Annotated in this window: 33 protein-coding genes and 1 pseudogene; 19 read left to right on the plus strand and 15 right to left on the minus strand. The window is 71.1% G+C overall.

Annotated elements, in window-relative coordinates; translation table 11 throughout:
- Window position 1: 1 nt before the first annotated feature.
- The 5 genes from ABTY62_RS43295 to ABTY62_RS43315 all read left to right on the plus strand — a co-directional run bounded on the left by ABTY62_RS43295 (window position 2) and on the right by ABTY62_RS43315 (window position 3,349).
- Complete coding sequence (locus tag ABTY62_RS43295) at window positions 2–838, plus strand: peptidoglycan-binding protein (protein WP_352134886.1); 837 nt, start codon at window positions 2–4, stop codon at window positions 836–838.
- A gap of 74 nt (window positions 839–912) precedes the next feature.
- Complete coding sequence (locus ABTY62_RS43300) at window positions 913–1,161, plus strand: holin (protein WP_352134887.1); 249 nt, start codon at window positions 913–915, stop codon at window positions 1,159–1,161.
- A 12-nt stretch (window positions 1,162–1,173) separates the two neighbouring features.
- Window positions 1,174–1,521, plus strand: a complete 348-nt coding sequence (locus ABTY62_RS43305; protein ID WP_352134888.1) for a hypothetical protein — start codon at window positions 1,174–1,176, stop codon at window positions 1,519–1,521.
- A 679-nt stretch (window positions 1,522–2,200) separates the two neighbouring features.
- Window positions 2,201–2,374 (plus strand): hypothetical protein, encoded by a 174-nt coding sequence (locus tag ABTY62_RS43310; RefSeq protein ID WP_352134889.1) that lies wholly within the window; start codon window positions 2,201–2,203, stop codon window positions 2,372–2,374.
- A 312-nt stretch (window positions 2,375–2,686) separates the two neighbouring features.
- Entirely contained in the window at window positions 2,687–3,349 is a 663-nt protein-coding gene (locus tag ABTY62_RS43315) for an HNH endonuclease family protein (RefSeq protein ID WP_352134890.1), read from the plus strand.
- Window positions 3,350–3,419: 70 nt separating this feature from the next.
- Here the strand turns inward: ABTY62_RS43315 and ABTY62_RS43320 are convergent, their stop codons facing one another.
- The 5 genes from ABTY62_RS43320 to ABTY62_RS43340 are packed head-to-tail and all read right to left on the minus strand — an operon-like array spanning window position 3,420 to window position 5,453.
- Window positions 3,420–3,767 (minus strand): hypothetical protein, encoded by a 348-nt coding sequence (locus tag ABTY62_RS43320; RefSeq protein ID WP_352134891.1) that lies wholly within the window; start codon window positions 3,765–3,767, stop codon window positions 3,420–3,422.
- 31 nt (window positions 3,768–3,798) lie between these two features.
- Window positions 3,799–4,098, minus strand: a complete 300-nt coding sequence (locus ABTY62_RS43325) for a hypothetical protein (RefSeq protein WP_352134892.1) — start codon at window positions 4,096–4,098, stop codon at window positions 3,799–3,801.
- A gap of 2 nt (window positions 4,099–4,100) precedes the next feature.
- Window positions 4,101–4,286 (minus strand): hypothetical protein, encoded by a 186-nt coding sequence (locus tag ABTY62_RS43330; RefSeq protein ID WP_352134893.1) that lies wholly within the window; start codon window positions 4,284–4,286, stop codon window positions 4,101–4,103.
- A gap of 52 nt (window positions 4,287–4,338) precedes the next feature.
- Entirely contained in the window at window positions 4,339–4,887 is a 549-nt protein-coding gene (locus ABTY62_RS43335) for an endonuclease domain-containing protein (protein ID WP_352134894.1), read from the minus strand.
- Entirely contained in the window at window positions 4,884–5,453 is a 570-nt protein-coding gene (locus ABTY62_RS43340) for a recombinase family protein (protein ID WP_352134895.1), read from the minus strand. Before ABTY62_RS43340 ends, ABTY62_RS43335 begins: the two co-directional genes overlap by 4 nt.
- A 264-nt stretch (window positions 5,454–5,717) precedes the next feature.
- On the opposite strand from ABTY62_RS43340, the gene ABTY62_RS43345 reads away from it, so the two are divergent.
- Window positions 5,718–6,032 carry a hypothetical protein gene (locus ABTY62_RS43345; protein ID WP_352134896.1) on the plus strand — a complete coding sequence of 105 codons (315 nt, stop codon included), beginning with the start codon at window positions 5,718–5,720 and terminating at the stop codon, window positions 6,030–6,032.
- Window positions 6,033–6,319: 287 nt separating this feature from the next.
- Entirely contained in the window at window positions 6,320–6,757 is a 438-nt protein-coding gene (locus ABTY62_RS43350) for a lamin tail domain-containing protein (RefSeq protein ID WP_352134897.1), read from the plus strand.
- A 50-nt stretch (window positions 6,758–6,807) separates the two neighbouring features.
- Here the strand turns inward: ABTY62_RS43350 and ku are convergent, their stop codons facing one another.
- A complete protein-coding gene (gene ku / locus ABTY62_RS43355; RefSeq protein WP_352134898.1) occupies window positions 6,808–7,593 on the minus strand; it encodes a non-homologous end joining protein Ku in 786 nt (261 codons plus the stop codon).
- Between the two features lie 77 nt (window positions 7,594–7,670).
- On the opposite strand from ku, the gene ABTY62_RS43360 reads away from it, so the two are divergent.
- The gene (locus ABTY62_RS43360; protein WP_352134899.1) at window positions 7,671–8,144 is read left to right on the plus strand and encodes a DUF6233 domain-containing protein; all 474 of its coding nucleotides are present in this window, start codon (window positions 7,671–7,673) and stop codon (window positions 8,142–8,144) included.
- Window positions 8,145–8,317: 173 nt separating this feature from the next.
- Here the strand turns inward: ABTY62_RS43360 and ABTY62_RS43365 are convergent, their stop codons facing one another.
- Together ABTY62_RS43365 and ABTY62_RS43370 are read right to left on the minus strand one after the other, a co-directional pair.
- Window positions 8,318–8,500, minus strand: a complete 183-nt coding sequence (locus ABTY62_RS43365; RefSeq protein ID WP_352134900.1) for a hypothetical protein — start codon at window positions 8,498–8,500, stop codon at window positions 8,318–8,320.
- A 30-nt stretch (window positions 8,501–8,530) separates the two neighbouring features.
- Window positions 8,531–8,773, minus strand: coding sequence for a GntR family transcriptional regulator (locus tag ABTY62_RS43370; RefSeq protein WP_352134901.1), 243 nt, complete (start codon window positions 8,771–8,773; stop codon window positions 8,531–8,533).
- 142 nt (window positions 8,774–8,915) lie between these two features.
- Here ABTY62_RS43370 and ABTY62_RS43375 point away from each other — a divergent pair, with 142 nt between their 5' ends.
- From ABTY62_RS43375 to ABTY62_RS43400, 6 genes and pseudogenes are all read left to right on the plus strand, one after another.
- Window positions 8,916–9,302 (plus strand): hypothetical protein, encoded by a 387-nt coding sequence (locus ABTY62_RS43375; protein WP_352134902.1) that lies wholly within the window; start codon window positions 8,916–8,918, stop codon window positions 9,300–9,302.
- A gap of 407 nt (window positions 9,303–9,709) precedes the next feature.
- Window positions 9,710–9,976 (plus strand): hypothetical protein, encoded by a 267-nt coding sequence (locus ABTY62_RS43380; RefSeq protein WP_352134903.1) that lies wholly within the window; start codon window positions 9,710–9,712, stop codon window positions 9,974–9,976.
- A 267-nt stretch (window positions 9,977–10,243) separates the two neighbouring features.
- Window positions 10,244–10,390, plus strand: a pseudogene (locus ABTY62_RS43385) (peptidase C39 family protein); the annotation flags it as partial.
- A gap of 186 nt (window positions 10,391–10,576) precedes the next feature.
- A complete protein-coding gene (locus tag ABTY62_RS43390; protein ID WP_352134904.1) occupies window positions 10,577–11,077 on the plus strand; it encodes an Hsp20/alpha crystallin family protein in 501 nt (166 codons plus the stop codon).
- Between the two features lie 89 nt (window positions 11,078–11,166).
- Window positions 11,167–11,595 (plus strand): DUF2267 domain-containing protein, encoded by a 429-nt coding sequence (locus ABTY62_RS43395; protein WP_352134925.1) that lies wholly within the window; start codon window positions 11,167–11,169, stop codon window positions 11,593–11,595.
- A gap of 314 nt (window positions 11,596–11,909) precedes the next feature.
- Window positions 11,910–14,120: a putative bifunctional diguanylate cyclase/phosphodiesterase gene (locus tag ABTY62_RS43400; RefSeq protein ID WP_352134905.1), complete on the plus strand. Its 2,211-nt coding sequence runs from the start codon at window positions 11,910–11,912 to the stop codon at window positions 14,118–14,120.
- A 58-nt stretch (window positions 14,121–14,178) separates the two neighbouring features.
- Here ABTY62_RS43400 and ABTY62_RS43405 read toward each other — a convergent pair whose 3' ends face one another.
- From ABTY62_RS43405 to ABTY62_RS43415, 3 genes are all read right to left on the minus strand, one after another.
- Window positions 14,179–14,553 (minus strand): DUF779 domain-containing protein, encoded by a 375-nt coding sequence (locus ABTY62_RS43405; protein WP_352134906.1) that lies wholly within the window; start codon window positions 14,551–14,553, stop codon window positions 14,179–14,181.
- Window positions 14,553–16,076, minus strand: coding sequence for an aldehyde dehydrogenase (gene adh, locus ABTY62_RS43410; protein ID WP_352134907.1), 1,524 nt, complete (start codon window positions 16,074–16,076; stop codon window positions 14,553–14,555). Before adh ends, ABTY62_RS43405 begins: the two co-directional genes overlap by 1 nt.
- An 80-nt stretch (window positions 16,077–16,156) precedes the next feature.
- Window positions 16,157–17,467, minus strand: a complete 1,311-nt coding sequence (locus ABTY62_RS43415) for a GAF domain-containing protein (RefSeq protein ID WP_352134908.1) — start codon at window positions 17,465–17,467, stop codon at window positions 16,157–16,159.
- A gap of 173 nt (window positions 17,468–17,640) precedes the next feature.
- On the opposite strand from ABTY62_RS43415, the gene ABTY62_RS43420 reads away from it, so the two are divergent.
- Window positions 17,641–18,318, plus strand: coding sequence for a hypothetical protein (locus ABTY62_RS43420; protein ID WP_352134909.1), 678 nt, complete (start codon window positions 17,641–17,643; stop codon window positions 18,316–18,318).
- Between the two features lie 156 nt (window positions 18,319–18,474).
- Here ABTY62_RS43420 and ABTY62_RS43425 read toward each other — a convergent pair whose 3' ends face one another.
- On the minus strand, window positions 18,475–18,663 hold the full coding sequence (locus tag ABTY62_RS43425) for a zf-HC2 domain-containing protein (RefSeq protein ID WP_352134910.1): 189 nt from the start codon (window positions 18,661–18,663) through the stop codon (window positions 18,475–18,477).
- Window positions 18,664–18,697: 34 nt separating this feature from the next.
- Here ABTY62_RS43425 and ABTY62_RS43430 point away from each other — a divergent pair, with 34 nt between their 5' ends.
- Window positions 18,698–19,291: a sigma-70 family RNA polymerase sigma factor gene (locus ABTY62_RS43430; RefSeq protein WP_352134911.1), complete on the plus strand. Its 594-nt coding sequence runs from the start codon at window positions 18,698–18,700 to the stop codon at window positions 19,289–19,291.
- Here the strand turns inward: ABTY62_RS43430 and ABTY62_RS43435 are convergent.
- Both ABTY62_RS43435 and ABTY62_RS43440 read right to left on the minus strand, forming a co-directional pair.
- A complete protein-coding gene (locus tag ABTY62_RS43435; protein ID WP_352134912.1) occupies window positions 19,288–20,406 on the minus strand; it encodes a PP2C family protein-serine/threonine phosphatase in 1,119 nt (372 codons plus the stop codon). The genes ABTY62_RS43430 and ABTY62_RS43435 overlap by 4 nt on opposite strands.
- 219 nt (window positions 20,407–20,625) lie before the next feature.
- A complete protein-coding gene (locus tag ABTY62_RS43440; RefSeq protein WP_352134913.1) occupies window positions 20,626–21,912 on the minus strand; it encodes a glycoside hydrolase family 18 protein in 1,287 nt (428 codons plus the stop codon).
- Between the two features lie 360 nt (window positions 21,913–22,272).
- Here ABTY62_RS43440 and ABTY62_RS43445 point away from each other — a divergent pair, with 360 nt between their 5' ends.
- Window positions 22,273–23,445: an acyl-CoA dehydrogenase family protein gene (locus tag ABTY62_RS43445; protein ID WP_352134914.1), complete on the plus strand. Its 1,173-nt coding sequence runs from the start codon at window positions 22,273–22,275 to the stop codon at window positions 23,443–23,445.
- A gap of 144 nt (window positions 23,446–23,589) precedes the next feature.
- Here the strand turns inward: ABTY62_RS43445 and ABTY62_RS43450 are convergent, their stop codons facing one another.
- Complete coding sequence (locus ABTY62_RS43450) at window positions 23,590–23,967, minus strand: hypothetical protein (RefSeq protein WP_352134915.1); 378 nt, start codon at window positions 23,965–23,967, stop codon at window positions 23,590–23,592.
- Window positions 23,968–24,301: 334 nt separating this feature from the next.
- On the opposite strand from ABTY62_RS43450, the gene ABTY62_RS43455 reads away from it, so the two are divergent.
- The gene (locus ABTY62_RS43455) at window positions 24,302–24,742 is read left to right on the plus strand and encodes an Lrp/AsnC family transcriptional regulator (RefSeq protein WP_352134916.1); all 441 of its coding nucleotides are present in this window, start codon (window positions 24,302–24,304) and stop codon (window positions 24,740–24,742) included.
- Between the two features lie 134 nt (window positions 24,743–24,876).
- Window positions 24,877–26,529, plus strand: a complete 1,653-nt coding sequence (locus ABTY62_RS43460) for an amidohydrolase (protein ID WP_352134917.1) — start codon at window positions 24,877–24,879, stop codon at window positions 26,527–26,529.
- Window positions 26,530–26,585 lie beyond the last annotated feature (56 nt).

A 26,585-nucleotide genomic window follows, 5' to 3' on the forward strand; every position in this document is an offset into this window, starting at 1 on the left:
CATGAAGCTCGTCACCCGCGCCCAGCTCGGCTGGCCCGCATCGGCCGCCCCCAACCAGGCCAGCACCAAGGGCGTCAAAGTCCACTACGAAGGCACACCCGTCTCGACCAGACTCCTCGACGACCACGCCGCGTGCATCCGCGAGTGGAAGGACATCCGCGCATCCCACCTGGCGAACAAGAAGGAGAACTACTCCGACGTCGCCTACAACTACGCGGCCTGCCCGCACGGCTATCTCCTCGAAGGCCGGGGCATCGGCAAGCGCACCGGCGCCAACGGTAACCAGCCGCTGAACCAGGCCCACTACGCCATCGTCGGACTCGTCGGCTCCAGTGGCCTGACCAAGCCCACCGACGCCATGCTCGGCGCGATCCGCGACGGCATCGAACTCCTCCGAAACCACGGCGCCGGAACCGAGATCAAGGGCCACTGCGACGGATACCCCACCGCCTGCCCCGGCGGCCCCCTGTACGACTGGGTCAAGCGAGGCGCACCCCGGCCCGGCGGATCCTCCAAGCCGGCGCCCACCCCGTCCAAGCCTGCCCCGAGCAAGCCCACCGTGGACCTGTCCCGCCTCGTGGCCGCTGCCCACACCGATCCGCCAAAGTCGGGCACGCCCGTGTCCTATGCGGGGGTCAGGACGGTGGAGAACGCCCTTGTTGCCGAGGGGCTCCTCAGTAAGAGCCTCGCGGACGGGCACTTCGGCACCGCAACCAAGACGGCATACGCAGCCTGGCAACACCGATGCGGCTACAGCGGCAGCGACGCTGACGGCATCCCCGGCCGCACCACCCTCGAACGCCTCGGTAAGCGGCACGGCTTCAACGTCGTCGCCTGACACTACGGCTTCCCGACTCCGGGAGCCGTACCAAATTCCGACGCCAAGCAGGCGCCCAACATGAACGGACCATCATGCCCAGATTCCTGTACGACCTCGCCGAGCGCACGATCCTCACCTACGTGGAGACCTTCCTCGGCCTCCTCCTCGCCTCCGGCGTAACCGACCTCGTCGACATCTCCACCGCGAAGGCCGCAGCCATCGCGGCACTCCCGGCTGCTCTCGCCGTCGTGAAGTCCGCTGCCGGCAGCCTCCTAGGGAACAACGCCTCCGCGGCATGGCTCCCCGCAGGCAAGGACCCGGCGGCACCGCGCCCGCTCTGACCGGAGCCGCACATGCCTGATGAGCCGACTCTCGGCGAGGTGGTTCGTCGCCTCGAGGACGTCCGCCAAGACCTCAAGGAGGACTTCCGAGAACTCGGCCAGCGGCTTGATAGCAAAGTCAGCATGGAGCGCTACCAGCTGGAGCAGCAGGCCCGCGACGAAGCACAGAAGCTGCTGCTCGAGCGAGTGAAGGGCATCGAAGAAGCACGCGAGTCGGAAGCAAGGACCCGACGCGAAGAGGCTCAACGCCTTGCGGACCGGCGGGCTGCGGATCGCCGCCTCATCTTCACCGCACTGATCGCCCCCGTGCTGCTTCTGCTGCTCACGGTGTATCTCAACGCTCGGGGGGCGGGAGCGTGAATCGACACCAGAAGACGCCGCGGCGGCAACGCGGTACCACAGCGGACGCAGTGTTCGCCGGCCTTGTAGTACTGGCGCTGGCAGGGCTCGCGTGGCTGGTCATCACTATGCAGAGCCTCGCCAGCGATCTCCGTAACGCCAACGACGCGCGCGATGCTCTCGCCCGCCAAGTGCAGCAACTGGGGGAGCAGCCTGTCGCCGGACCTCCAGGCTCCCGTGGCGAGGCGGGCCAGTCAGTCGTCGGACCCCGCGGCCCCCAAGGGGCGCCTGGGGAACCAGGGACCACCGGCCCACCGGGGGAGAACGGCAAGAACGGCAAAGACGCGACAGGCAAGCCAGGACCCGCCGGCGCGACCGGTGCACCAGGCGTTGCCGGAGCCGACGGTCAGCCCGGAGCAGCCGGCCCGCAGGGAGAACCCGGGCCAGCCGGACCCCAAGGACCGCAAGGCGGGAAGGGAACGGCGGGGGACACCGGGCCTCGCGGCGAGCAGGGCCCACCACCGTCCGGCTGGACTTTCACCGACCCGCAGGGCGTCACCTACGAGTGCACCCCGGACGGCGATGGCTCCACCCACTACACGTGCCAGTCGAACCAGCCCGCGCCCGAGCCGTCCTCACCCTCCGGCCTGCTGAGCCTGGGCCTCGATCCGCAGCGCCGCCAATACCCCTAGGAGCAACGATGCCGACCCAGGAACAGCAGCCTGCCCCGCAGCCGGCCGTGCCGATCCCGGACACGACCGCAGCGGACATGGACACACTGGTGGACATGGGTGTGGTGGAGCCGCAGCCCGAACCCAGCCCAGAGCCGCCTCCGCCGCCGAACTACGACACCATGACCGCCGAGACGCCGTGAGAACGCCCCGCCTTCCTCCAGGAGGCGGGGCGCTTCGCCGTGTGCGGCAGGCTGGCTGCCAGGATGAGCGCGGCGATGGCGCGTCTGCGCATGAGATGTCCCCCCTTGGCTGGTGCGTGCGGGATGACCGTAGCCGTACCGGCTGGAGAGTGAAGGGAGCGTGCGTGATTGGTGGCCGACTTGTGATGAGGTGCGCGAAGTCGGGGCGGCGATCGACCGGCTTCCTACCCTTGAGTGATCTTCCCGCGGTTCTCGACCGCCAGTCTCCCTGCCCCGGATACGACTGTGTCGGCCCCTACATGGAGGAGCGGCATGGGAAAGCTGAAGACCCTGGCGATCGGCATCGCGGCAGCGGCGGCTCTGGCTGGCTCGGCGCCGTCCGCAGCAGCGGATCCGGGCGAGGTGGTGCACACGACTCTGCGGCAGGCGATCGCCGATCTGCCCGTCGCGGACGAGAACCGGGACGGCTACGAGCGAAGCAAGTTCCGCCACTGGATCGACGAGGATGGAGATCAGTGCAACACGAGGGCGGAGGTGTTGATCGCCGAGGCGGTCGAGCCGCCGACGGTCGGCCCACGCTGCACCATCACCGGCGGCAAATGGCACAGCTACTACGACAACAAGGACCAGACCGAAGCCCGCGCACTCGACATCGACCACATGGTCCCGCTGGCCGAAGCCTGGGACAGCGGCGCCTCGGCCTGGTCGGCGGGGGAGCGGCAGGCATACGCCAACGACCTCGACGACGAGCGCTCGCTGGTCGCGGTGACGGCACGGGAGAATAGGCAGAAAGCCGACCAGGACCCGAGCACGTGGCTGCCGTCGGACGGCGCCGCCCACTGCCGGTACGGGACCGAGTGGACGGTGGTGAAGACCCGCTGGGGGCTCAGCGTCGATGCCCGCGAGTCCGAGACCCTGGCCGAGCTGGCCGCCGGCTGCCCGGACGAGGAACTGACGGTGGTCCTCGCCCGCTGACCAGGTAGCCTGACACGGCGCCGCCCCGCCTGCTTACCTCAGGCGGGGCGGCGTGCTGTGTGCGGTCACGCTAAGAGGAGACTCGGTCCTCCAGCCAGCCAGCGATCAGACTCGTCAGGGCGCCGGGGGTCGGGATGCCGTCGAAGGAGGCGGTGACGCCGCTGGAGATGTCCGCGACGGTGACAGCGGCCGGCCCGGCCGGGTAGCGGCCCTCGTGGTAGGACAAGCTGACGGCGACGGTCCAGCCAGCGGAGGCGATGTCCATCAGGACGGTGTTCCTGCTGCGGCGGCTGGTGACGTGCCATCCGACAGACTTTGCGAATTCCAGCAGCGCGGCATGCAGGTCGCCGAGCTCGCGGTTGTAGTCGGCGGTGAGCTTGGCTTTGATGGCGGCGTCAACTTCGGCCTGGTGATTCACGATCTCCCCTCTCGGTTGATGGTGCGGACGCTCAGGCGTGGTCGAAGATGACGGTCATCGCGTCGGGGGAGTCGGCCAGTGGGTCCGTAGCTCGGTCGCGGCAGAGGAAGCAGCGGTAGCCGTTCTGTCCTTCGGGGGCGAGGTACAGGTCGGCGTCGCAGAAGTACCCGCCGCAGCCGAACTCGTCCCCGCCCGGCGTCTGGCCGCAGAGGGCATCGAGCCCGCGCCAGACCTTGGCCGTGCAGTCGGGGCGGTCGCACATGGCCTCGACGGCGTACCCGGCTTCGATCCTCTCGCCGTTGCGGATGACCTCGTAGTGGGCGTAGCCCATGGTCACTTCTCCTTGTTGCCGTTGTTGTGGTTCAGGATCTCGGCGAGCCCGGCTTCGACGTCGAGCACCTGGTTCAGGTCGGCCACGGTGCGATCGTGCGCCTCGATGAGGCGGTCCAGCATGTCGTCCGCTTCAGTTCGGGCGCACAAGGCATCCAGGGTTGGCTCAGGCTCTGCGGGCTGCGTCACGGTCCCTCCTCTGTGTTGGTGGTGCGGCGGACCCACCCGCGGTCGCGGGTGGCTACGCGTTTCGGAACTTCGGTACGACGCTGGCGAACACAGCCTCGGCCGCGTCCACGTGCGCCGCGTTGCGCTCGGCCCTTTCCTCGGGTGACGCATCGGACGGAGCGATCACCTCGCCCCAGGGAGAGCCGTACATCTCCTCGACCCCGAGCATCACGGCTGGCGGCCGTTCTCGGTAGGCGACGAACGACGGCGCACTCTGCAGGCCCTCCGCGGTGTTGCAGCTGGTGCACAGAAGGCCGCGAATGAGTCCAGTTCGGTGGCAGTGGTCGACGAGCAGGCGTTCAGGCCGTGCGCTGCACATGGCGCACGCGCCGGCCTGCCACCGACGGAGGGCGCTCGCGGCGGACAGGTGGCGCGGCACCTCTCGGCTGGGGACCTGCCAGACGTGACAGGACGGGATCCCCTGGCGGTCAAGGAGCTCCGCCTCGGCGAAGGTGGGGCGCCCCTGTGCCGTCGCGCCCAGCCATTCACGCTCGACTGCGTCGCGGCGCTGCACCTCTTCACTGGCCCTCTTCAGGCTGGCTGAACCGGGGCGCGAGGTCACGCGCGCTCCAGGTGGCGGTAGATGGTCGGTCGGCTGACGCCGAACTCGTCGGCGATCTGCTGGACGGTGTACCTGCGCTTCCCGTCGCTGCCGAGCTCGTCGTACATCTCCTGGGCGAGCTTGATCTGGCGGGCCTTGAGTTTTGGCTTCTGGCCGCCGGTCCGGCCGCGGGCACGAGCGGCTTCGAGGCCCTGCTTGGTTCGCTCGACCATGAGGGAGTGCTCGAACTGGGCGATGGCGCCGAGGATATGGAAGAACATCTCGCCGACTGGCGTGCTGGTGTCGATGCCCTGGTCCAGAACTTCGAGGGCTACCCCTCGTTCCCGGAACAGGTCGGAGAGGTCCATGAGGTTACGCAGGGACCGGCCGAGGCGGTCCAGCTTGGTGATGACGAGGTGGTCGCCCTCGCGTAGGGCGACGAGCGCCTTGTCGAGTTCGGGACGTGAGGCGAGCTTGCCGCTCAGCTTGTCGATGAAAATCTGATCGCAGTCGGCGCCTTCGAGGGCGTCGCGCTGAGCTTCGGGATGTTGGTCTGTGGTCGAGACGCGTCCGTAGCCGATTCGCATGCTCGATTGTATCGCGAACGGGGTAGAGCGTTACATAGAAGCGGACACGGGTTATGTAACAACGTCCCTGCAGTACGGGCCAGTTCGCCTCCGACGTCTCACAGACGTTCGTTTGCGGACGTGCGCTTCACCCGACGTTATGCGCTACTTCACCCGAAGCGGCTAGCGCCCAACCCCTTGTCTGCGGCGCCGATTCGGGCGCATGCTGACGGCTTCGTCCCTCCCGGCCTCCCCACGGGAGGGCCGGACCGAGGAGGTGCCGCGATGGCCTTGGATATTCGGCCGATCGATCAACCAGGGTGCTACGACCTGTACGAGCTTGAGGAGAAGATCGGGACCATCTCCTACGAACGCGATGACGAAGACGGCAACGTCATCGAGTGCTGGGGCGTCGAGGTATGGAGCCTCATGGGCACCGGGAAAGTCTGGTACGGAGGGGACCCCGAGTCCGAAGAGGAGGCCATCGAGGAGGCGCACGAGCTGTACAAGGAGTCCGTGGCCGAACGGCGCGAACTTCGCCGGCCCGTCCCGGGCGTGAGGGTCATCAGCACCCCTACGGGTGGGCAACGCCGGAGGTAGCGCTCGCGGTCAAAGCACATGGCACGCTGAGCGGAACGCCCGCCCGTCTGCCGCTGGAAACAGCGTCACCCGGTCCACCGGCTCAAGCCGGGCGGGCCCTCTCCTTCGCCCCCTCGCCTCGGCAGGGGGCGCCGTGTTGTCGGTCGCTTTCGAACGCCTCGTACCTTCGGTCCCGGATCGGTAACGGCGACCGGTACCTCGCCTTCCGCCCGTAGTGTGATCGTCCTCGCCGGGACCAAGGGGGGTGCCCGGCCTGATCATGAGGACGAATCTTGCTTCGTACCCGCATGCTCGCTGCCGCAGTCGCTGCGGCGGCTTCCGCCAGCGTCGCCCTGCTGCCCACCGAGGCGCAGGCCGCCGGCTCGATCCACCTGTACAAGGTCTATTACGACAGCCCTGGGAGCGATAACCGCTCCAACTCGAGCCTCAACGGCGAGTATGTGCAGATCAAGAACTCGACGAGCAGCGCCGTGCAGCTCAAGGGCTACACGCTCCGCGACAACACTGGCTACACCTACACCTTCCCCTCCTACAAGATCAGTGCGGGGAAGACGGTGAAGGTCCACACTGGCAAGGGCACCCAGAGCCCGGGGCACGTCTACTGGGGGCGCGGCTCCTACGTGTGGAACAACGACAAGGACACCGCGACGCTACGGAAGCCGTCCGGCGCAGTCCGGGACTCCTGCTCGTACAACAGCACGCGCTACGACTACAAGATGTGCTGACCTGAGCCGCTACAGCGCCCCGTCTCCCCTTGAGGCGGGGCGCTGTGCTGTCAGGGCTGCCCTTCGTCGCCGCCTTCCCTGGCCCGCTTGGCCGCCTGTACGGATGCTTCGAGGGCGGCCATCAGGTCGACCGCGGGCGCCGGCTCGGGTCTCACGGTGAGCTCCGCGCCGCTGGCTTTCGCGTCCACCAGGCTGTTGAGCGCCGCGGTGTACTCGTCGTGGAGCTGGTCGATGTCGACGCCGGCGAGCGCGTCCATGAGCACCTCGGCCATCTCCAGCTCGCGCTCAGTGAGCGGGGCGGGGGAGGAGAGGTCACCTGGGTCGCGCATCTCCTCCGGCCACAGAAGGCTCTGAAGCAGGAGCATGCCGTGCCGCGGCCGGATCGTCGCGAGCGGCTCCCTGCTCCGGATCGCAACCTTGCAGATGGCGACCCGGTCGGTGCGGGCGAGGGCTTCCACGAGTAGCGCGTAGGGCCGCTGGGCGCCGGCGCCGGAGGCCCCGATCCAGTAGGGCCGGGAGTAGAGGATGGGGTCGACCTCGCTGACGCCGACGAATCCCAGCACCTCGATTACCCGTTTGGTGGGCAGCGGCAGGGCGTCGAAGTCGGTGTCGCGGAGGATGACCTGTCGGCCGTCGGGAGCTTCCCATGCTCGGGCGATCTGGTCCTGCTGGACTTCGATGTTCTCGAGTTCGCAGACGCGGCGGTGGCGGATGCGCCCTCCGCAGGCGGCGTGCACGGTGTGGAGCCCGGGGCCGTGTTCCTCGGTGGCGGTGTAGAGCTGGCAGGGCAGGGCCACGAGCCCGAAGGAGATGGTGCCGCTCCAGATGGCCCGCATGCCTCGACCGTAGATCGCGTGGGTGCGGCTCGCCCCTGGTCAGCACCCATCCAGGTATTCGAACTAGAATCCGAATCATGGATGCGGAGGAGGAGTGGCGGTCAAAGGCCGGGCCGTGGGCCAGAGCGGTCTTCCCGGACGGCCAGGCCCTAGACGTGATCGTCACCGCCCGCTACCGGTCGAAGGACGGCCGCTGGTGGTACGAGGCGGAGGCCATCCTCCCCGCTCGACACGAAGCAGCCGACGGCACCACCAAGACCATGGGCGCCCCCACCCCCATCAGCGTCCCCGCCGACGACATCACCCCCATCCCCGGCGAGGACTACTCGGCGCTGCCGACAGATGGTTCGGTCGCGGGCAGGCAGTGGGTGCTCGAGCGGCTCCATCAGTACAACGAGGAGGACCCCAGCCGCCGACTCCACCGCCGCGACTGCTGGCAGGCCCGGTCCAGCCACACCCGCATCACCACCACCGAGGCCGCAGAGATGCTCAGGACTCCACTTGTAGATATATGCGACGTCTGTCGCCCAGATCGGGCACTTCGATGCTAATTGCGTGCCACACTGGACGTGCCCCTCGCTGCATCCCCCGTCGGCGAGGGGCATTTCCGTGCTGCGGCGTTGTCGGTGCCCCCACGTACCCTGGAGTCATCTATCCGATCTACTGCGTGGGCTGCGCAGCTACTCGGAGCACCGCCCCGTCGATCCGGCGGGGCGGTGGCGCGTCAGGTGGCCCCCGCTAGCCCGCCCCGCTGGGCCACGGTCCACGCCACCACCAACCGCGCATACTCTGCCCGCTCAGCCTCAAACAGTGGCCGCCCGGCCCGCTCCTCCATGAACCGCCGGATCGCCTCATTCGCCGCGTCGACAGCGCGCACGGCATCCGGAGGCAGGGGCATCTTGGGCATGCGAACAAGGCTACGGGCAGCCAGTGACAATCAGTCCTGTCCGGCCGTTTTAGAGACGAAGCTCCCAAGACCCGGCTCCGTGTACGTCAGCCCCTCCTCGCGGAGCGCCCGCAGCACCTTCTGGGCGGTAGCGGCGGCGATCCCGAACTCCTGCTGAATCTGCAGGACGGAGGGGACGCGCGTCCGGGGCGGGTAGGTGCCGTCGCTGATGCGCTTGCGGAGCACGTCGGCGACCTGCCGCCACCGCGGCACATCAGGCGCAAAGTCGATCACCTGGCCAACTTGGCATGCCATGCCTGATCAGGCGAGATATGGCGTACCAGGCGTACTACGGCATGCTAGGTGACAGGATCTGGACCCCCGAGGCCGTGCGACCGGCCCGGGGGCATGGCCCACCTGGAGAGAGCAGGCAGACATGCACGAGCCTAGGACCGGGCCGCGGCCCCACCGAACCCCCAGGACAGAATCCATCGCCACACGGCTGGCCGTCGCCCTCAACGGCACGCCCCGCATCACCATGGACGGCCTGAGGACCCGCATCGAGGTCGACCTCCCCGCCAAGTTGACCGAGCCCGCCCGGCACGGCATCCTCACGACCCTCGCCGACGCCGACCGGTGCGGTCACGAGGTGGCGGACGGCTATGTCTGGGCTGAGATCCGTGAGCTCCCGGACCCGGGTCGGCTCACCCCCGACCAGCGCGCCGGCTACGCCTGCGCCCTGTGCGGGATGCGCCTCTACACCTCCCGGCGCCTCGGTGCCGTCAACGGCGTCGAGCTGTGGGGCTGTTCGCCTGCCTGCTAGGTGAACCTCTGGCCAGTGCATAGACGAAGCGTGACGGATCCGTGGAGCGTGCATATATCTACACGCACACCCCTTCCCTGTGGCCACCGTGCCCGCTTGACTAAGCCGCCAGAAGCGCAGGAGCGACTGGCATGAACGCTCCTGTTGCCCAGCCCTGCTCAGGGCTACAGACGCACCCGCCACCGATCCGCAGGGAGGGCCAAATCGGCAGTCTCGGCAGGCCGTCCGTTCTCGCTGTAGCGGGTGCGATGCAGTCAGGTGGAGGTTGCGGAGACAGGTCAATACCCGCCCTGCGGCCTCGGATCGGGGTGCAGGGTTAGACTCGCAGTCCCAAAAATCGCACATACGTTCACTCGAACAAGTGAACAACCGCGTGGCGGCAGCCGCGTTGACCAGGGGGAGACGACGTGACACAGCTACGCCTCCAGGAGACGGTCATGGACCGGCGAGAGATCCTCGCTCTGTACGAGTGGGCCATCGGCGACTGCTTCCGCTGCGCCCAAACTGGCGCGCTCACTGCCAGGTTCTGCGAGCTAGACACTCCGATCGGCGACTGCTACGAACTTCGCGCCTGCGAGCAGTGCATCCTTCAACTCGAGGAGGAGGGACGCCGAGACGCCGACAAGCACGGCCGCGAATACCAGCCAGGCCGGCTCGGCTCCGGCGAAGCGTAGGCATTGGGGTAGCTGAACTGTAGACGGTCGGGCTGGTTCGGCTTCCTCGTGGCCCGCAGGTCGAGCGCTGGTCGTAGACGGGCTTCGGAGGCTCGCCGATCTGGGGAGTGGGTGGGGAGAATTGGGCCGCTGGGGAGTGCTGGGGGAGGTAAATGTGGCGCCACTCATCCCCAACTGTCTCCATCCGTCTCACAGAATCTCGGCAGGTGAGGGCCGTGTGACTCGCCCTCGATGACGAGGAGGCAGGCCCCCAGGCCTATCCTTGTACAGTTCGAGAACATCTGGCTGCGCACCAAGCGGTACAACGCCCAGGGCAAGGTGGCCTCCGGCACCGGCGGCGTGTGCTACCTGTACTTCCCGGCCAAGCCGACCGCGAGTCAGTGCCGCGTCCTGCGGGAGCTGGGCATCCGCTGAGCGCACGGGCGGCGCCCGGCCCCCGGGTGCCGCCCTGCCCCTTCCCTCCGGTCCTTCCCCGACCCGCTCACGCCCCGCCCCGCCCCGCCCCGGCCATGATCCGAGGTGCGGGCGGCCCTCCGGCTGCCCATCCTGGACAGGGGACAACGCATCCGCGGATCACCGACAGGACGGAGGTGGTGGGCGATGAGCATGCCCGTCCGGAGAACACGAAACGAGGGCGCGATGGAGCGCCAGCGCGGCTGGGCACGCAGCCCCCTGGCCGAGTTCGACGAGCTGCTCAACCAGATGGGCGGGCTCCTCGAATCCACGGTCGGCGGCGCGGTACCGGGCGCCGGTCTGGCGGCCTGGACGCCCTCCGCCGATGTGTCCGAGACCGACGACGCCTATCACGTCCAGATCGAGCTGCCGGGCGTCAGCCGCAGGGACGTCGACGTCGAGGTGAGCGGGCAGGAACTGGGCGTCTCGGGAGAGATCAAGGAGCGGGAGAGCAAGGGCGTTCTGCGCCGCAGCACGCGTCGCACCGGCAGCTTCGAGTACCGGATGCGGCTGCCGGGCGAAGTGAACACCGAAGGCGTCAAGGCGAGCATGTCCGACGGCGTGTTGACGATCGGCGTCCCCAAGGCGGAGACCACCAAGCCCCGCCACATCGAAATCACCGAGGTCGGCGAGAGCAGGGGCGGCTGACCCGCCGAAGGAGGCTCTGTCCCGCGGCGGGACCGCCCCCTTCGGGTGTGTTCCGCCGCGTCGGCGGGCGGACGCGGAAGGACGACAAGATGGTTGCCACAGGCTTTTCCTCGTTCGACACCATGGTCGACAAGGCGAATCGGCTTCTGAAAGAGATCGAAGAGGCGTACGGCTGGCCCAAGGAGCGCCGCAAGCAGTCGTACGCGGCGCTGCGCGCGGTGCTGCACCATCTGCGGGACCGGCTCCCGGTCGACGAGGCCGTGCAGTTCGGCGCGCAGCTCCCGACCCTGCTGCGGGGCGTGTACTACGACGGGTGGCGGCCCGCGCACACACCGGTGAAGATGAACAGCGAGGAATTCTTGAGACGGGTCCGCGCGGACTTCCCGTACGCGATCGAAGGTGACACCGAGCAATTGGTGCGCACCGTTCTGCAAGCCCTTGAACGCCATGTCAGCGAAGGCGAGTGGAATGATCTGAAGGCGCGGTTGCCGTCGTCGCTGGCGTCCGTCATACCTTAGCGCGCCCGGATAATTGCCCGGGTTCTCCCGGCTTTTCCGTTCCTGGCGCCGAAAAAGACCGAGAAGTGGACTAGTGATTTCCACTTCCCGCTCCGCATCGGACGGCCGATCAGTAATCTCGGCTCAGCAGCGGGTTGCCCTGCCGCTATTCGTCATGCTCCACTTCCCCGAGGACGCGGACGACCCCGAGGGCGGCCCCGGAAGCCGGAAGAGGGCGAGGAAGTGCAGGACGTGTACTGGCGGCCGAAGGGCGACGACGGCGCAGGCGAGGACGCGGCGGCTCATGGCGGCCGCGCCGCGGCGAGGCCCGCGATATGACTTCCGGGCCGGGCGGCGGGCCGAGACCTGAGGAGAGCACGGCGGAGAGTGCGGCGGCCGAGGAGGCCCGGGTCAGGCGGTTCGCGGAGGTCTGGAGCCGCGCCGTCCACCCGGTGACGGCGACGGCCATGACCCCGGCCGAGTTCGAGGAGCGCCTGGTGCCGCTGGCCGCCCGGCTGAGCGCGGCGCTCCGCTCCGAGCCCTTCGACACCGCGCCGGCGTACGAGGTCGGGGCCGCGCTGGTGGACGTGCAGTGCACCGAGCCCGAGGCGCTCCCGGCGATCCTGGGCGCCATCGACAGCCATCTGGTGCCCTACTGCCCGCCCGCCGCGGCCACGGCCGGGCCCATGGCCGAACCCATCGCCGAGGACGAGGCACGGGCCCGCTGCACCCGGCTCCAGCACGCCCTCGCCGCCGGCTTCGTCCGCGAGCTCAGAGAGCGCGAGCGCGATCAGCACGAGGCCGTCTCGCGCGCCGCGGAGGCCGCCCGCACCGCGGCCGAGAAGGCGCTGCACGCCAGCGAGGCCAAGTTCCAGGCGGTGTTCGAGGGTGCGGTCATCGGCGTCGGCATCTGCGGCCTGGACGGCGAGATCCTGGTCGTGAACGACGCCATGGCCCGGATGTTCGGCGGCATGGACTTCTTCCGCCCCGGCCGCAACGTCAACGAGTTCGTCCACCCCGACGACGCGCCCGGAGTCCACGAGACCTACCGCGAGCTGGTGACCGGCCGGCGCGACCACTTCCGCATCGAGAAGCCCCACTACCGCGACGACGGCAGCGTGCTGTGGACCAATCTGACGGTCACCCTGCTCCGCGACTCCGCCGGCGCCCCGCAGTACCAGCTCACCCTCGCCGAGGACGTCACCGAGCACCGGCTGCTGCGCGAGCGGCTGCGCTACGAGGCCACGCATGACGAGCTGACCGGGCTGCCCAACCGCACCCTGTTCCTGGAGCGCCTGGACAAGGTGCTGGCCGGCGAGGCCGGTGCCGAGCGCTTCGGCGTCTGCTACCTGGACCTGGACGGCTTCAAGTCGGTCAACGACAGCCTCGGACACATCGCGGGCGACCGGCTGCTCAAGGCCGTCGCCGACCGCCTCCAGGACTGCGCCGCCTCCCCCGACGAGCTGATCGCGCGCGTGGGCGGCGACGAGTTCCTCGCCCTGGTCACCGGCCCCACCGCACAGCAGGACGGCACCGCCCTGGCCCGCCGGATGCTCGCCGCCCTCGAGGAGCCGGTCCGCGTCGACGGCCGCGAGCTGCTGGTACGGGCCAGCATCGGCGTCGTGGACGGGCCGGCCGGCGAGATCGGCCGGGCGGAGGTGCTGCGCAGCGCGGACATCACGATGTACCGGGCCAAGGCGGCCGGCGGCAACCGCTACGAACTCGCCGACGCCGACTCCAACGCCCGGGTCATCGCGCGGCACAGCCTGACCAACGGCCTGCCCGCCGCCCTGGAGCGGGGCGAGTTCTTCATCGAGTACCAGCCCCTGGTGCGGCTGGCCGACGGCACCGTGCGCGGCGCCGAGGCGCTCGTCCGCTGGCTCCACCCCAAGCACGGCGTCCTCGGCCCCGACCAGTTCATCCCGCTCGCCGAGGACACCGGGCTGATCGTCCCGCTGGGCCGCTGGGTGCTGGAGCAGGCCGCCCGGCAGGCCCGCGACTGGCAGGACGCCGCCGAGGACGACACGGACCCGCTGCGGGTCAACGTCAACCTCTCGCCCTGCCAGCTGAGCCACCCCAGCCTGGTCTCCGACACCGTGGCCGTCCTGGAGAGCGCGGGGCTGTGCCCGAGCGCGCTGTGCCTGGAGGTGACGGAGAACGACCTGATCGGCGTGGACGAGGACGCGCTGCGCCCGCTGCGCCAACTCGCCGACCTGGGCGTGGACATCGCCCTGGACGACTTCGGCACCGGCTACTCCAACCTCTCGTATCTGCGTCGGCTGCCGGTCTCCACCCTCAAGCTCGACCGCTCCTTCACCCGGGGGATGCAGCGGGCCCCGATCGACCCCGTCGACGTCAAGATCGTGGAGGGGATCGTCTCACTCGCCCACACCCTCGACCTGGCGGTGACGGTGGAGGGCGTGGAGACCGCGGTGCAGGCCGAGTGTCTGCGCGGCCTGGGCTGTGACACCGCCCAGGGCTGGTACTACGCCCGCCCCGGCCCGCCGGAGCGCCTTCACACCCTCGCCCTCGCCGACGCGAGCTGACGCGGCGCCAGCGCCCGCGGCGGGGGCTTGTACGGGCCCCCGCCGCGGGCGCACGGTCTCACCCCGGCGCGTCCAGCAGCCGGGAGCGGATCAGGAAGCGGACGCCCTCCGGCGCCTCCAGGGAGAAGCCGCTGCCCCGGCCCGGCACCACATCCACCGTCAGATGCGTATGCCGCCACCGCTCGAACTGGTCGGCCGACATCCAGAACCCGACCGGCTCCGCGACGCCCTCCACCGTCAGCGACCCCAGCAGCACATCCGCCGCGCCCGTACGGAACTCGCCCAGCGGGTAGCACATCGGCGCGCTGCCGTCGCAGCAGCCGCCCGACTGATGGAACATCAGCGGTCCGTGCGCCTCGGTCAGCCGCCGGATCAGCTCCGCCGCGGCCGGGGTCAGCGCGACCCGGGACACCTCGGCCTCGGCCTCGGCCATCAGAAGAATCCGAGCTTCTTGGGGGAGTAGCTCACCAGCAGGTTCTTCGTCTGCTGATAGTGATCCAGCATCATCTTGTGAGTCTCACGGCCGATGCCGGACTGCTTGTAGCCGCCGAACGCCGCGTGCGCCGGGTAGGCGTGGTAGCAGTTGGTCCACACCCGGCCCGCCTGGATGGCGCGCCCGGCGCGGTAGGCGGTCGTGCCGTCGCGGGTCCATACGCCCGCGCCCAGCCCGTACAGCGTGTCGTTGGCGATCCCGATCGCGTCGTCGAAGTCGCCGAACGGGGTCACGGCCACCACCGGGCCGAAGATCTCCTCCTGGAAGACCCGCATCTGGTTGGTGCCCTCGAACACCGTGGGCTGGACGTAGTAGCCGCCCGACAGCTCGCCGCCCAGGTCGGCGCGGTCGCCGCCGGTCAGCACCCGGGCGCCCTCCTGCCGGCCGATGTCCAGGTAGGACAGGATCTTCTCCAGCTGGTCGTTGGAGGCCTGCGCGCCCAGCATGGTGTCGGTGTCCAGCGGATGGCCCTGGGTGATCTTCTCCGTACGGGCCACGGCCGCGTCCATGAAGTCCCGGTAGTGGCCCTGCTGGACCAGGGCGCGCGAGGGACAGGTGCACACCTCGCCCTGGTTGAGGGCGAACATGGTGAACCCTTCCAGGGCCTTGTCCAGGAAGTCGTCGTCGGCGGCCGAGACGTCGTCGAAGAAGATGTTCGGGCTCTTGCCGCCGAGCTCCAGCGTCACCGGCTTCAGGTGCTCGCTCGCGTACTGCATGATCAGCCGCCCGGTGGTCGTCTCGCCGGTGAAGGCGACCTTGGCCACGCGGGCGCTGGAGGCCAGCGGCTTTCCGGCCTCCACGCCGAAGCCGTTGACGATGTTGAGCACGCCCGGCGGCAGCAGATCGGCGACCAGGCTCAGCCACAGGTGGATGGAGGCCGGGGTCTGCTCGGCGGGCTTGAGGACCACCGCGTTGCCTGCGGCCAGCGCCGGGGCGAGCTTCCACGTCGCCATGAGGATCGGGAAGTTCCACGGGATGATCTGGGCGACCACGCCCAGCGGCTCGTGGAAGTGGTACGCGACGGTGTCGTCGTCGAGCTGCGAGAGGCTGCCCTCCTGGGCCCGGATGGCCCCCGCGAAGTAGCGGAAGTGGTCGATGGCCAGCGGGATGTCGGCGGCCAGCGTCTCGCGCACCGGCTTGCCGTTCTCCCAGGTCTCGGCGACCGCCAGCGCCTCGAGATTCTCCTCCATGCGGTCGGCGATCCTCAGCAGCACCGAGGCGCGCTCGGCGGGCGAGGTACGGCCCCAGGCGGGGGCCGCGGCGTGGGCGGCGTCCAGGGCCCGCTCGACGTCCTCGGCGGTGCCCCGGGCGATCTCGGTGAAGGTCTGTCCGTTGACCGGGGTCGGGTTCTCGAAGTACCGGCCCCGCTGGGGCGGCACGTATTCGCCGCCGATCCAGTGGTCGTAGCGCGGTTGGTAGCTGACGATCGAGCCCTCGGATCCCGGGCTTGCGTAACGCGGCATGGGCGGCCCTCCCGTGTTTGTCGTTTACGACAGTATTCGTCAGGTGTACGTCATTCGTCAGGAGTACGTCGCCGGCGACGCTAGAGGCCGGTACGTTGCGCGGACGTTGCGCCGGGGCGTACGCCGGGGCCGAGCCCGTACGCCGCGCGCAGCCGCCGCACCCGGGGCAGCAGCGACGCGCGGCCCGGAGCGTGCGCCGGAAGGGCCGCCAGCAGGGCCTCGCCCGCCTCCAGGTCGTCCTCGCCCCACGGCGCCCTGGTCCACCACCGCAGCAACTCCGGGTCGCCGCAGGCCAACACGGCGCGGCGGACATCGTCCTCCGCGATCCGGCGCATCCGGCACACCCCGGGCGCCTCCGACAGCGGCAGCAGCGGCCCCGCGTACGCCCGCACCGCCGCATGCGTGTTCCCGGCCGCCAACTCCTCCGCCACGGCCGCCACATCGGCCCGCACGGGCGCGCACAGCCGGTAGGGGCGCGAGCCCAGCAGCGGCCCCACCAGGCGGCGCAGCCGCGACAGCTCCGCGCGCAGGGTCACCGGGGAGCGCCGGTCGGCCTGGTCCCCGTACAGCTCCAGGGCCAGCCGGTCGCCGCTCAGGCCCTCCGGGTGGGCGGTCAGCAGCACCATGATCTCGCTGTGCCGCGGCCCCAGCCGCAGCCGCCGCCCGTCGGTCACCAGCAGCGCCTCGTCCCGCCCCAGCGCCGTCAGCCGCACCCGCGGGCCCGACGGGCGCGGCGCCTCGGCCGCCAGCCGGCCCTCGGCGGCCCGCGCGGTCGCCTGGACCAGGGCCAGGCTGTGCGGGGCCGCCAGATGGTCGCCGCCGGTGATGTCCACCGCGCCCAACAGCCGCCCGGTGTGCGGGTCGTGCACCGGGGCGGCCGCACAGGTCCAGGGCTGCACCGCGCGGTGGTAGTGCTCGGCCGCGAAGATCTGCACCGCGTGGTCGACGGTGAGCGCCGTGCCCGGCGCGTTGGTGCCCGCGTGCCGCTCGTCCCAGCGCGCCCCGGCCACGAAGTTCATCCGCTCGGCCTGATGCCGTACGCCCGCGTGCCCCTCCACCCACAGCATCCGGCCCTGCTCGTCGCAGACCGCCAGCAGATGCGCGCCGTCATGGGCGAAGGTGCCCAGCAGCTCGCGGAACAGCGGCATCACCCGGGCCAGCGGGTGGTCCGCGCGGTACGCCTCCAACTCGGCGTCCGCCAGATCGATCGGCGCCAGGCCGTCCTGGGCCACCCGCGCCCTGGCCGAACGCCGCCAGGAGTCCGCCACCACCGGGCGGACGGCCGGCGAGACCGCCCCCTCGGTCAGAAACTCCTCATGGGCGCGGCGCACCGCGCGGACGCGCTCCGCCGGATCCGCGCCCGACGCCATCGCCAGCCAGGGGTTGACCACAGGTGTCCTCCCTCGGGGTCGCGGAGGGGCTCACGGACGGTCGGGTTCCTCACACTCTCCCGCGCGCACGCCGACCCGCAAGAGCCGGGACGGAGCCGGTCCATGCGCAACTTGCTCAACTTCCGCGCCCCTGGCGGCGCCGGGCGGTGCGCGAATGGGAGCATGAGCGCGTCATGGAAGCGGGCCACGTACTGCGGGCGCTGCGAGCCGCGGTGTTCGCAGCGGTCTGTGTGCTGCTCGCGGCGCTCGGGCACGCGCTGATGTCCGGGGCCGCGGTCCCGTGGTGGGTGATCGGGGCCGCCGTGCCGCTCGTCGGCGGGGCGGCCTGGTGTCTGGCGGGGCGCGAGCGCGGGCCGCTGGCGGTGGTCGCCGCGACCGTGGGCGCGCAGACCGCGCTCCACGTCGCGTTCGGCCTCGCGCAGGGCGCCCTGCCCGGGACGGGGACGGGGGCGGGGGCGGGGGCACCGTCCGGCGCGGCGCCGACGCACGCGCCCATGTCCATGCCCACGTCCATGCCGATGTCCGGGCACGCCCACGAGGCCATGGCCTCGGCGCCCCTGCCCGGGGGCCAGGGGTACGGCGCGCTCGGCATGTGGTCCGCGCACCTGGTGGCCGCCCTGCTGTGCGGCATGTGGCTCTCCGGCGGCGAACAGGCCGCGTTCCGGCTGGTGCGCACCCTGGCCACCGGGCTCTTCGCGCCCCTGCTGACCCTGCTGTACGGCGCGCCCCGGGTGCCCGCGCGGCCCCGCGTCCGCGCCGCCCGCCACGGCGGCTCCCAGCGGCTGCGACGGCTGCTGCTCGCCCATGTCATCGCCACCCGTGGTCCGCCGCCCGGGGCCGCCGTCCGCTGACGGACGGCGGCCCCTCAGGCCCACCACGTCACCGGACGGCCCCTCGGGCCGCCCGGACTTCAGGAAGGACCGCAGGCGATGACCCCTGCCCGCACCCCGGACGCCGCCCCACGGCGGCGCCCGGCCCCCCTGTCCCCCCGCTCCGTATCCCGGCGTTCACGCGCCGTCGAGACCGCCGTTGAGACGGGCCGCGAGCTCCCGCAGCCGCCGCGCCCGCTCACCCCAGCGGCGGCACTCCGGGCACTCCAGCAGATGGGCGTCGAGCACCGCGCCGGGGACCTCCGGCGGCGGCGCCTCGCCGTCGACACGGGCCGACACGGCGACCCGGAACTGAGCACAGACCACCCCTTCATGGTCCCCGATGGCGCGGGGTACGGCGATGCCTGACCGCGACGACGAGACCCTGACGGCCTGGGCGCTCGCCGCCCGCGGCGGCGACCTCGAGGCCGTGGACCGCTTCGTGCGCGCCACCCGGCGCGATGTGTGGCGCTACGTCCACCGGCTGAGCGACGACCCGCACTCGGCCGACGACCTCGTCCAGGAGACCTATCTGCGCGCGCTGCGCGGCCTGCCCCGCTTCGAGGGCAGATCCTCGGCGCGCACCTGGCTGCTGTCGATCGCCCGCCGAGCGGTCGTGGACCGGCTGCGCCGCAACGCGGCCAGGCCGCGGCTGTCGGACACCGACGACTGGCAGACGGCGGCCGAGCGGGCCCAGCGCCGGGCGCAGCCGCACACCGGCTTCGACGAGTCGGTGGCGCTGTCCCAGCTGCTCGCCCTGCTGCCGTACGAGCGGCGCGAGGCGTTCGTCCTCACCCAGCTGCTCGGTCTGCCCTACGCCGAGGCCGCGCTCGTCGTCGGCTGCCCCGTGGGCACGGTCCGGTCCCGCGTGGCCCGCGCCCGCGAGGCGCTGATCGAGCAACTGGCGACGGCCGAGCGCGCCGCCACCGCCCCCGAGCCGGTGGGCTGCGGCTAGCCGGGCGGTACGGGGGCGTGTTCCAGGACGATCACTGCCGCGTCGTCCTGGAACCGCCCCTTCGTATGGACGTCCAGGTCCTTTCTCAGCCGCTCCAGCAGCTCCGGGGTGGGCAGCGAGGCCCAGCCGCTGAGGCGGTCGGCCAGGGGGTAGAAGTCCCCGGCGGAGCAGCGCGCCTCGGTCACCCCGTCCGTGCAGGCGAACACGCGGGTGTCGGGCTGGATGGGGATCCGCTGGACCGGGCGCGGCGTGCTGGTCAGGTCGCCGAGGCCGAGCGGCAGGCCGGGCTCCTCGGAGTCCAGCTCGCGGACCGTGCCGTCGGCGTGGAGCAGATACGGCTGGACGTGCCCGCAGTCGATCAGCACCAGCCGTACGTCGTCCACGGCGTCCGGGGCGGGGGCGTGGCCGGGGGCGTCCGGGGCGGGTGCGGGGTCCGGCAGCTCGATTCCGAACACCAGGGCCGTCACAAACCGCTCCTCCTCGGTTCCGTTCCGTTCCCGCTCGTGCGCGGAGTTGTAGCGCCGCAGCCCCACCTCCATGGCGGCCACCCCGCCGCTCAGACTCCGCAGGTGATACGCGGCCTCCCGGAACGCGGTCAGCACCGCCGCCCCCGCCCCGAGCGTGCGCAGCCCCTTGCCCTGGACATCGCCGATCAGCACCCGGGGCCCGTAAGGAGTGTCGACCACTTCGTAGATGTCGCCGCCCACCAGGGCGCCCCGTTGTGAGGAGACGTAGAAGCCGTCCACGACCACATCACCGCTGTGCAGCGGAAGCTCGCGCAGCAGGGCGCGCTGTGCCGCCTCTCCGGTGGCGCGGACCTGCGTCAGCAGCTCTTCGCGGTCCCGCAGCAGCCGGGCGACGGCGATGCTCGCGCCGACCATGATGATGTTGCCGAGGATGGAGGCGACGCGGTTGATGGTGACCATGGTGTCCGGGATGACGCCGTGGGTGACGATCATGACGGCGAGGTCGAGCAGGCCGAGCACCAGCGTCTGGCCGTAGGTGCAGACGGCGGCGGCGATGAGGGGGGCCAGCCCGGCGAAGATGTCCAGCCGGAACGAGCGGGGGGTGATCGAGTCGATGAGGACGACCAGCGCCAGATAGACAAGCAGCAAGGGGAAGATACGGCTCGAATGCGCGCGTATGCGCTCCCGCCAGGGCACCGGAACCTCCGCCTCCAGATTTGGAACGGTGTCCAGGTTCGCACGACGTGCCGCAAAATAGCCATAGAGGTGGAGGACCGGACATATCCGGCCCCCCACCTCTCGCTCCCCGCCGGGAGCGCCGGCCGACCGGTGCCGAGCGGTGTCGGCCGGTGGGTCGGGCGGTGAAGGTCAGCTGATGGCCTTGATCAGCTCACCGTTCGACGTGTCGCCGCTGAGCTCCCAGAAGAAGGTGCCGCCCAGGCCCTGCTGGTTCTTGTAGGACATCTTCCCGGCGATGGTGGCGGGGGTGTCATAGCTCCACCACTGGCTGCCGCAGTGCGCGTACGCGGTCCCGCCGACCGTGCCGGTGGCCGGGCACGAGTTCTTGAGCACCTTGTAGTCCTCGATGCCCGCCTCGTAGGTGCCGGGAGCCGCGCCCGTGGCCGTCCCGCCCGGGGCGGACTGGGAGACGCCGGTCCAGCCGCGTCCGTAGAAGCCGATGCCGAGCAGCAGCTTCGAGGCCGGGATGCCGAGGCCCTTGAGCTTGGTGATCGCGGCGTCGCTGTTGAAGCCCTGCTGCGGGATGCCGCTGTAGGAGGTGAGGGGCGAGTGCGGGGCGGTCGGGCCCTGGGCCGCCCACGCGCCGAAGAAGTCGTAGGTCATCGGGTTGTACCAGTCGACGTACTGCGCGGCGCCGGCGTAGTCGGCGGCCTCTATCTTGCCGCCGGAGGAGGCGTCCGCGGTAATGGCGGCCGTCACCAGGTTGTTGCCGCCGAACTTGGCGCGCAGCGCGCCCATCAGGTTCTTGAAGGCGTCCTTGCCGCTGGTGTCACAGGTGTTGCCGCACGCGTTGGGGTACTCCCAGTCGATGTCGATCCCGTCGAAGACATCGGCCCAGCGCGGGTCCTCGACCAGGTCGTAGCAGGACTGGGCGAAGGCGGCGGGGTTCCTGGCGGCCTCGGCGAACCCGGACGACCAGGTCCAGCCGCCGAAGGACCAGAGCACCTTCAGGTTCGGGTGCAGCTTCTTGAGCTTGCGCAGCTGGTTGAAGTTGCCGCGCAGCGCGCCCGCGTCCCAGGTGTCGGCGACGCCGTCGACGCTGCTCCCCGCGTCGTACGCCTTGTCATAGTCGGCATACGCGTCGCCGATGGCGCACTTGCCGCCGGTGACATTGCCGAAGGCGTAGTTGATGTGGGTGAGCTTGGCGGCGGAGCCGGAGGTCTCGATGTTCTTGACGTGGTAGTTGCGCTGGTAGATGCCCCATTCGGTGAAGTAGCCGATCACCTTGTTGCCCGCGGCGACCTTCGTGTCGGCCTGTGTGGCGACCTTCGCGTCGGCCTTCGCGGCCTTCGTCCCGGCCTTCGTGACGGGTTCGCCGGCGGCGGCCGGGCCGGCGAGCATCGTGGCGGTCAGTACCGCCGTACACAGTGCCGCGAGGGCGGCGAGCAGTCCGCGAAGTCCGCGAGGTCTGCGCATGGATTCTCCTCCGTGGGGGTGAGGGGAAAGGTGCTGTCCGGACGACCTGCCCATGACTTGACATGAACGCGTAGGGCACGGTGGGCACACCGTAGAAGGACTAGACCAGTGCGGTCAATGGTTTGGACCAATACGCTCACCGCCCGAGGAACTTCGTTGAAGATCCATCCATCGGTGACGCGGGGCCCTCGATCGGGCATACTCCAACCGCCACGGCGCAGGTCACGCCCCGTTCGAGACCCGACGGGAGCGGCCCTGACCGCCCGGCAGCACCCCCGGCGGCGCCGCCCTCACCCCCCGGCGCCCCGCCGCCGCAGCAGCCCCCGACAGGGGACGGAAGAGGGAGAGGAGAGCGCCGCCATGACCGACCACGGACCGCAGCCGGTGGAGCGTGAGCTGCCCACCGACGAAGCCCGCGACCTGATCGCGCTGGTTCGCGAGGTGATCGAGCGGGAGATCAGGCCGCAGGCCGCCGAAGAGGAGGCCGCCGGGCGCTTCCCGCGCGAGCTGTTCACCCTGTTGTCGCGGTCCGGGCTGCTGGGGCTGGTGTACCCCGAGGAGTTCGGCGGCGGCGAGCAGCCGTACGCGGTCTATCTCCAGGTCCTGGAGGAGCTGGCCGCGGCCCGGCTCACCGTCGGCCTCGGCGTCAGCGTGCACACCCTCGCCTGCCACGCGCTCGCCCACTACGGCGCCAAGGAGCAGATCGCCGGGCATCTGCCCGCGATGCTGGGCGGCGGCCTGCTGGGCGCGTACTGCCTGTCCGAGCCCTCCTCCGGCTCCGACGCGGCCGCGCTCACCACCCGCGCCGTGCGCGAGGGCGACACCTGGACCCTGACCGGCACCAAGGCCTGGATCACCCATGCCGGCATCGCCGACTTCTACACCGTCATGGCCCGCACCGGCCCCGACCGCACCCGCGGCATCACCGCGTTTCTCGTCCCCGGCGACGCCCCCGGGCTCTCGGCCGCCGCGCCCGAGCGCAAGATGGGCATGAAGGGCTCGCCCACCGCCCAGGTCCACCTCGAAGGCGTCCAGGTGCCGGACGCCCGCCGCATCGGCGACGAGGGCCAGGGCTTCGCCATCGCCCTCTCCGCCCTCGACGCGGGCCGCCTCGGCATCGCGGCGTGCGCGACCGGCGTCGCCCAGGCGGCGCTGGACGAGGCGCTCGCCTACGCCACGCAGCGGCAGCAGTTCGGCCGGCCCGTGGCCGACTTCCAGGGGCTGCGTTTCATGCTCGCCGACATGGCCACCCAGATCGAGGCCGGGCGCGCCCTCTACCTCGCGGCCGCGCGGCTGCGCGACGCGGGCAGGCCCTTCTCCAAGCAGGCGGCGATGGCCAAGCTGTTCTGCACCGACACCGCCATGAAGGTCACCACGGACGCCGTCCAACTGCTGGGCGGCTACGGCTACACCGCCGACTTCCCGGTCGAGCGCTATATGCGGGAGGCCAAGGTGCTCCAGATCGTGGAGGGCACCAACCAGATCCAGCGCGTGGTCGTCGCCCGCCATCTCGCGGGTCCCGAGGGTCGCTGAAGCGGCGCCGGTGCCGGCGCGGTGAGGTGATCGATCCCGAGCCCATGGCGAACGGCTCTTGTCAGTGGGGGGCGCGGCGTGCCGGGCCCCCTCAGAGCGAGCGGCGGGATTTCGCGGACACGGCTCAGGAGTGAACCGCGGGCCTCAGACCCGGGACGACGGCCGGCGGCGGCGCAGGCCCGGCATCCGGATCGGCTGCGACCCGGGGCCGCCGATGTGCGAGAACGGCTGCATCCGCCAGTCCAGGGTCTCCGGGAGTGTCAGCAGAAGCGCCGCGTCCTGCTCCGACGCGTCCAGCGAGGCGTCGGCGGCGGAGGCGTCAGCCACCCCCCGCCCCGTGCCGGGGCACACGGTGAGTCCGAACGGGTTCCACGGGGACGGGCACAGGGCGTGCTCCGGGAGCACGTCCTCCTCCGCCAGCAGGGCGATCGGGCGAGCGCAGTCCGGGCAAATGACCCGGAAGATCTCATAGGTCTCGTCCATGTCGATGTCGCCTTCTTCGAGGCGCTCCAAATAGGGCATGAGTTTCCCCCTCGGGTGGGCTGGCCGGGCGCGTCGGCCTCGGCCTGGTCGGGCGCGTCGGCCTCGACCACAGCAAGCATTTCCCGCAGCGCTACGCGGGTAATCGCGGCACTCCCTGGGACCCCGGCGAATGTATGTGGTGTTCGTCACATGCCCGGTGCAGATGCTGCGAACGTGGGCTTATGTCCGCTGAATATGCCGACCGGGCCGGACCGCCCGCGACCACATAAGACCCTCCGGCAGCAGGGGGCACCTCCCGGCGGTAGCCGGGGGAGAGAGCGATCGGTCCGTGACGCCGCGGGCGCCGCTGCCGGAGGGGCTAAGGTGATCGGCTGTGGAGGAGCTGGACAGACAGATCGTGGAACTGCTCGTCAAGGACGGGCGGATGAGCTACACCGACTTGGGCAAGGCCACCGGCCTGTCGACATCCGCGGTGCATCAGCGCGTCCGGCGGCTCGAACAGCGGGGGGTGATCCGCGGCTACGCGGCCGTGGTGGACCCCGAGGCCGTCGGTCTGCCGCTCACCGCGTTCATCTCCGTCAAACCCTTCGACCCCAGCGCGCCCGACGACATCGCCGAACGGCTCGCCGACGTGCCCGAGATCGAGGCGTGCCACAGCGTGGCGGGCGACGAGAACTACATCCTCAAGGTGCGCGTCGCCACACCCCTGGAGCTGGAGAACCTGCTCAGCCGGATCCGCTCGCTGTCCGGGGTCTCCACCCGGACCACCGTCGTGCTGTCCACGCCCTACGAGGCCCGCCCGCCCCGCGTGTGAACCGCTGAACCGCTGAACCGCGCGCGAACCCGTGGCGCGAAGACCGACCCTGGTGCGGGGCGGCCCCTGCGAAGGACGAGACTTGAGGGGCGTACCGCACGACCGACCGAACCGACCCCGCGAGGCAGCCCGCCGTGAACGACCCCACCCCCGCCCAGGCCGAAGGCCGCACCGTGCTGCTGCGCGGCGGCGACGTCCACAGCCCCGCCGACCCGTTCGCCACCGCCATGGTGGTCGAGCGGGGGACCGTGGCCTGGGTCGGCTCCGAGGGCGCGGCGGACGGCTTCGCCGACGGCGTCGACGAGGTGATCCACCTCGAGGGGGCGCTGGTCACCCCGGCGTTCACCGACGCGCATGTGCACACCACCGCCACCGGCCTGGCCCTCACCGGCCTCGACCTCGCGGGCGCCCGCACGCTCGCGGACGCGCTCGACCGCGTCCGCGCCCACGCCCGGGCCCACCCCGAGGACCGGATCCTCCTCGGCCACGGCTGGGACGCCAGCGGCTGGCCCGAGGGGCGGCCCCCGACGCGCGCCGAGCTCGACGAGGCCGCCGGCGGCCGGCCGCTCTACCTCACCCGTATCGACGTGCACTCCGCCGTCGTCACCACCGCCCTGCTCGACCTGGTCCCCGGCGTCTCCGGGCTGGCCGGCTATCACGCCGTCGACGACGCTGCCGCCCCGCTGACCGGCGCCGCCCACCACGCCGTGCGCGCCGCCTCCCGTGCCGGGATGACCGCCCGGCAGCGTGCCGACGCCCAGCGCGCCGCCCTGGCCCGCGCCGCCTCCCTCGGCATCGGCTCGGTGCACGAGTGCGCGGGCCCCGACATCTCCGGCGAGGACGACCTGGCCGGGCTGGTGCGGCTGGCCGCCGAGGAGCCTGGCCCGCGCGTCTTCGGCTACTGGGCCGAGGCCGCCGCGAGCGCCGCCGATCTGGACAAGGTGCGCGACCTCGGCGCTCTCGGCGCGGCGGGCGACCTCTTCGTCGACGGCTCGCTCGGCTCGCACACCGCGCATCTGCACGAGCCGTACGCCGACGCGGCACACACCGGCACCGCCCACCTGGACGCGGCCGCCGTCGCCGCCCATGTCGTCGCCTGCACCGAAGCCGGGCTCCAGGCCGGCTTCCACGCCATCGGCGACGCCGCCGTGACCACCGTCGTGGAGGGCGTGCGCGCGGCCGCCGACAAGGTCGGCCTCGCCCGCGTACGCGCCGCCCGGCACCGCGTCGAGCACGCCGAGATGCTCACCCCCGCCACCATCGCCGCCTTCGCCGAACTCGGCCTCACCGCGTCCGTCCAGCCCGCCTTCGACGCCGTCTGGGGCGGCGAGGCGGGCATGTACGCGCAGCGGCTCGGCGCCGAGCGGGCCCGCACCCTCAACCCCTTCGCCGCGCTGCTGCGCGCCGGCGTGCCCCTGGCGCTCGGCTCCGACAGCCCGGTCACCCCGCTCGACCCCTGGGGCACCGTCCGCGCCGCCGCCTTCCACCGCACCCCCGAGCACCGGGTCTCCGCCCGTGCCGCGTTCACCGCCCACACGCGCGGCGGCTGGCGGGCGCTCGGGCGGGACGACGCGGGTGTCCTGGTGCCCGGCGCGCCCGCCGACTACGCGGTCTGGCGCACCGGTGAGCTTGTCGTACAGGTGCCCGACACGCGGGTCGCCGACTGGTCGACCGACCCGCGCTCCGGGACCCCCGGGCTGCCCGACCTCACCCCCGGCGGCCAACTCCCCGTCTGCGTGCGTACGGTGGTCGCCGGGCGCACCGTGTACCCCCGCCCGGACGAGTGACGGACGGCCGCGCCGTACCGCCGAACGATGCCCCCGCGGCTTGTCGCGGGGGTTGA

It is taken from the genome of Streptomyces sp. NPDC097640, assembly GCF_040302705.1.
Classification (GTDB): Bacteria; Actinomycetota; Actinomycetes; order Streptomycetales; family Streptomycetaceae; genus Streptomyces.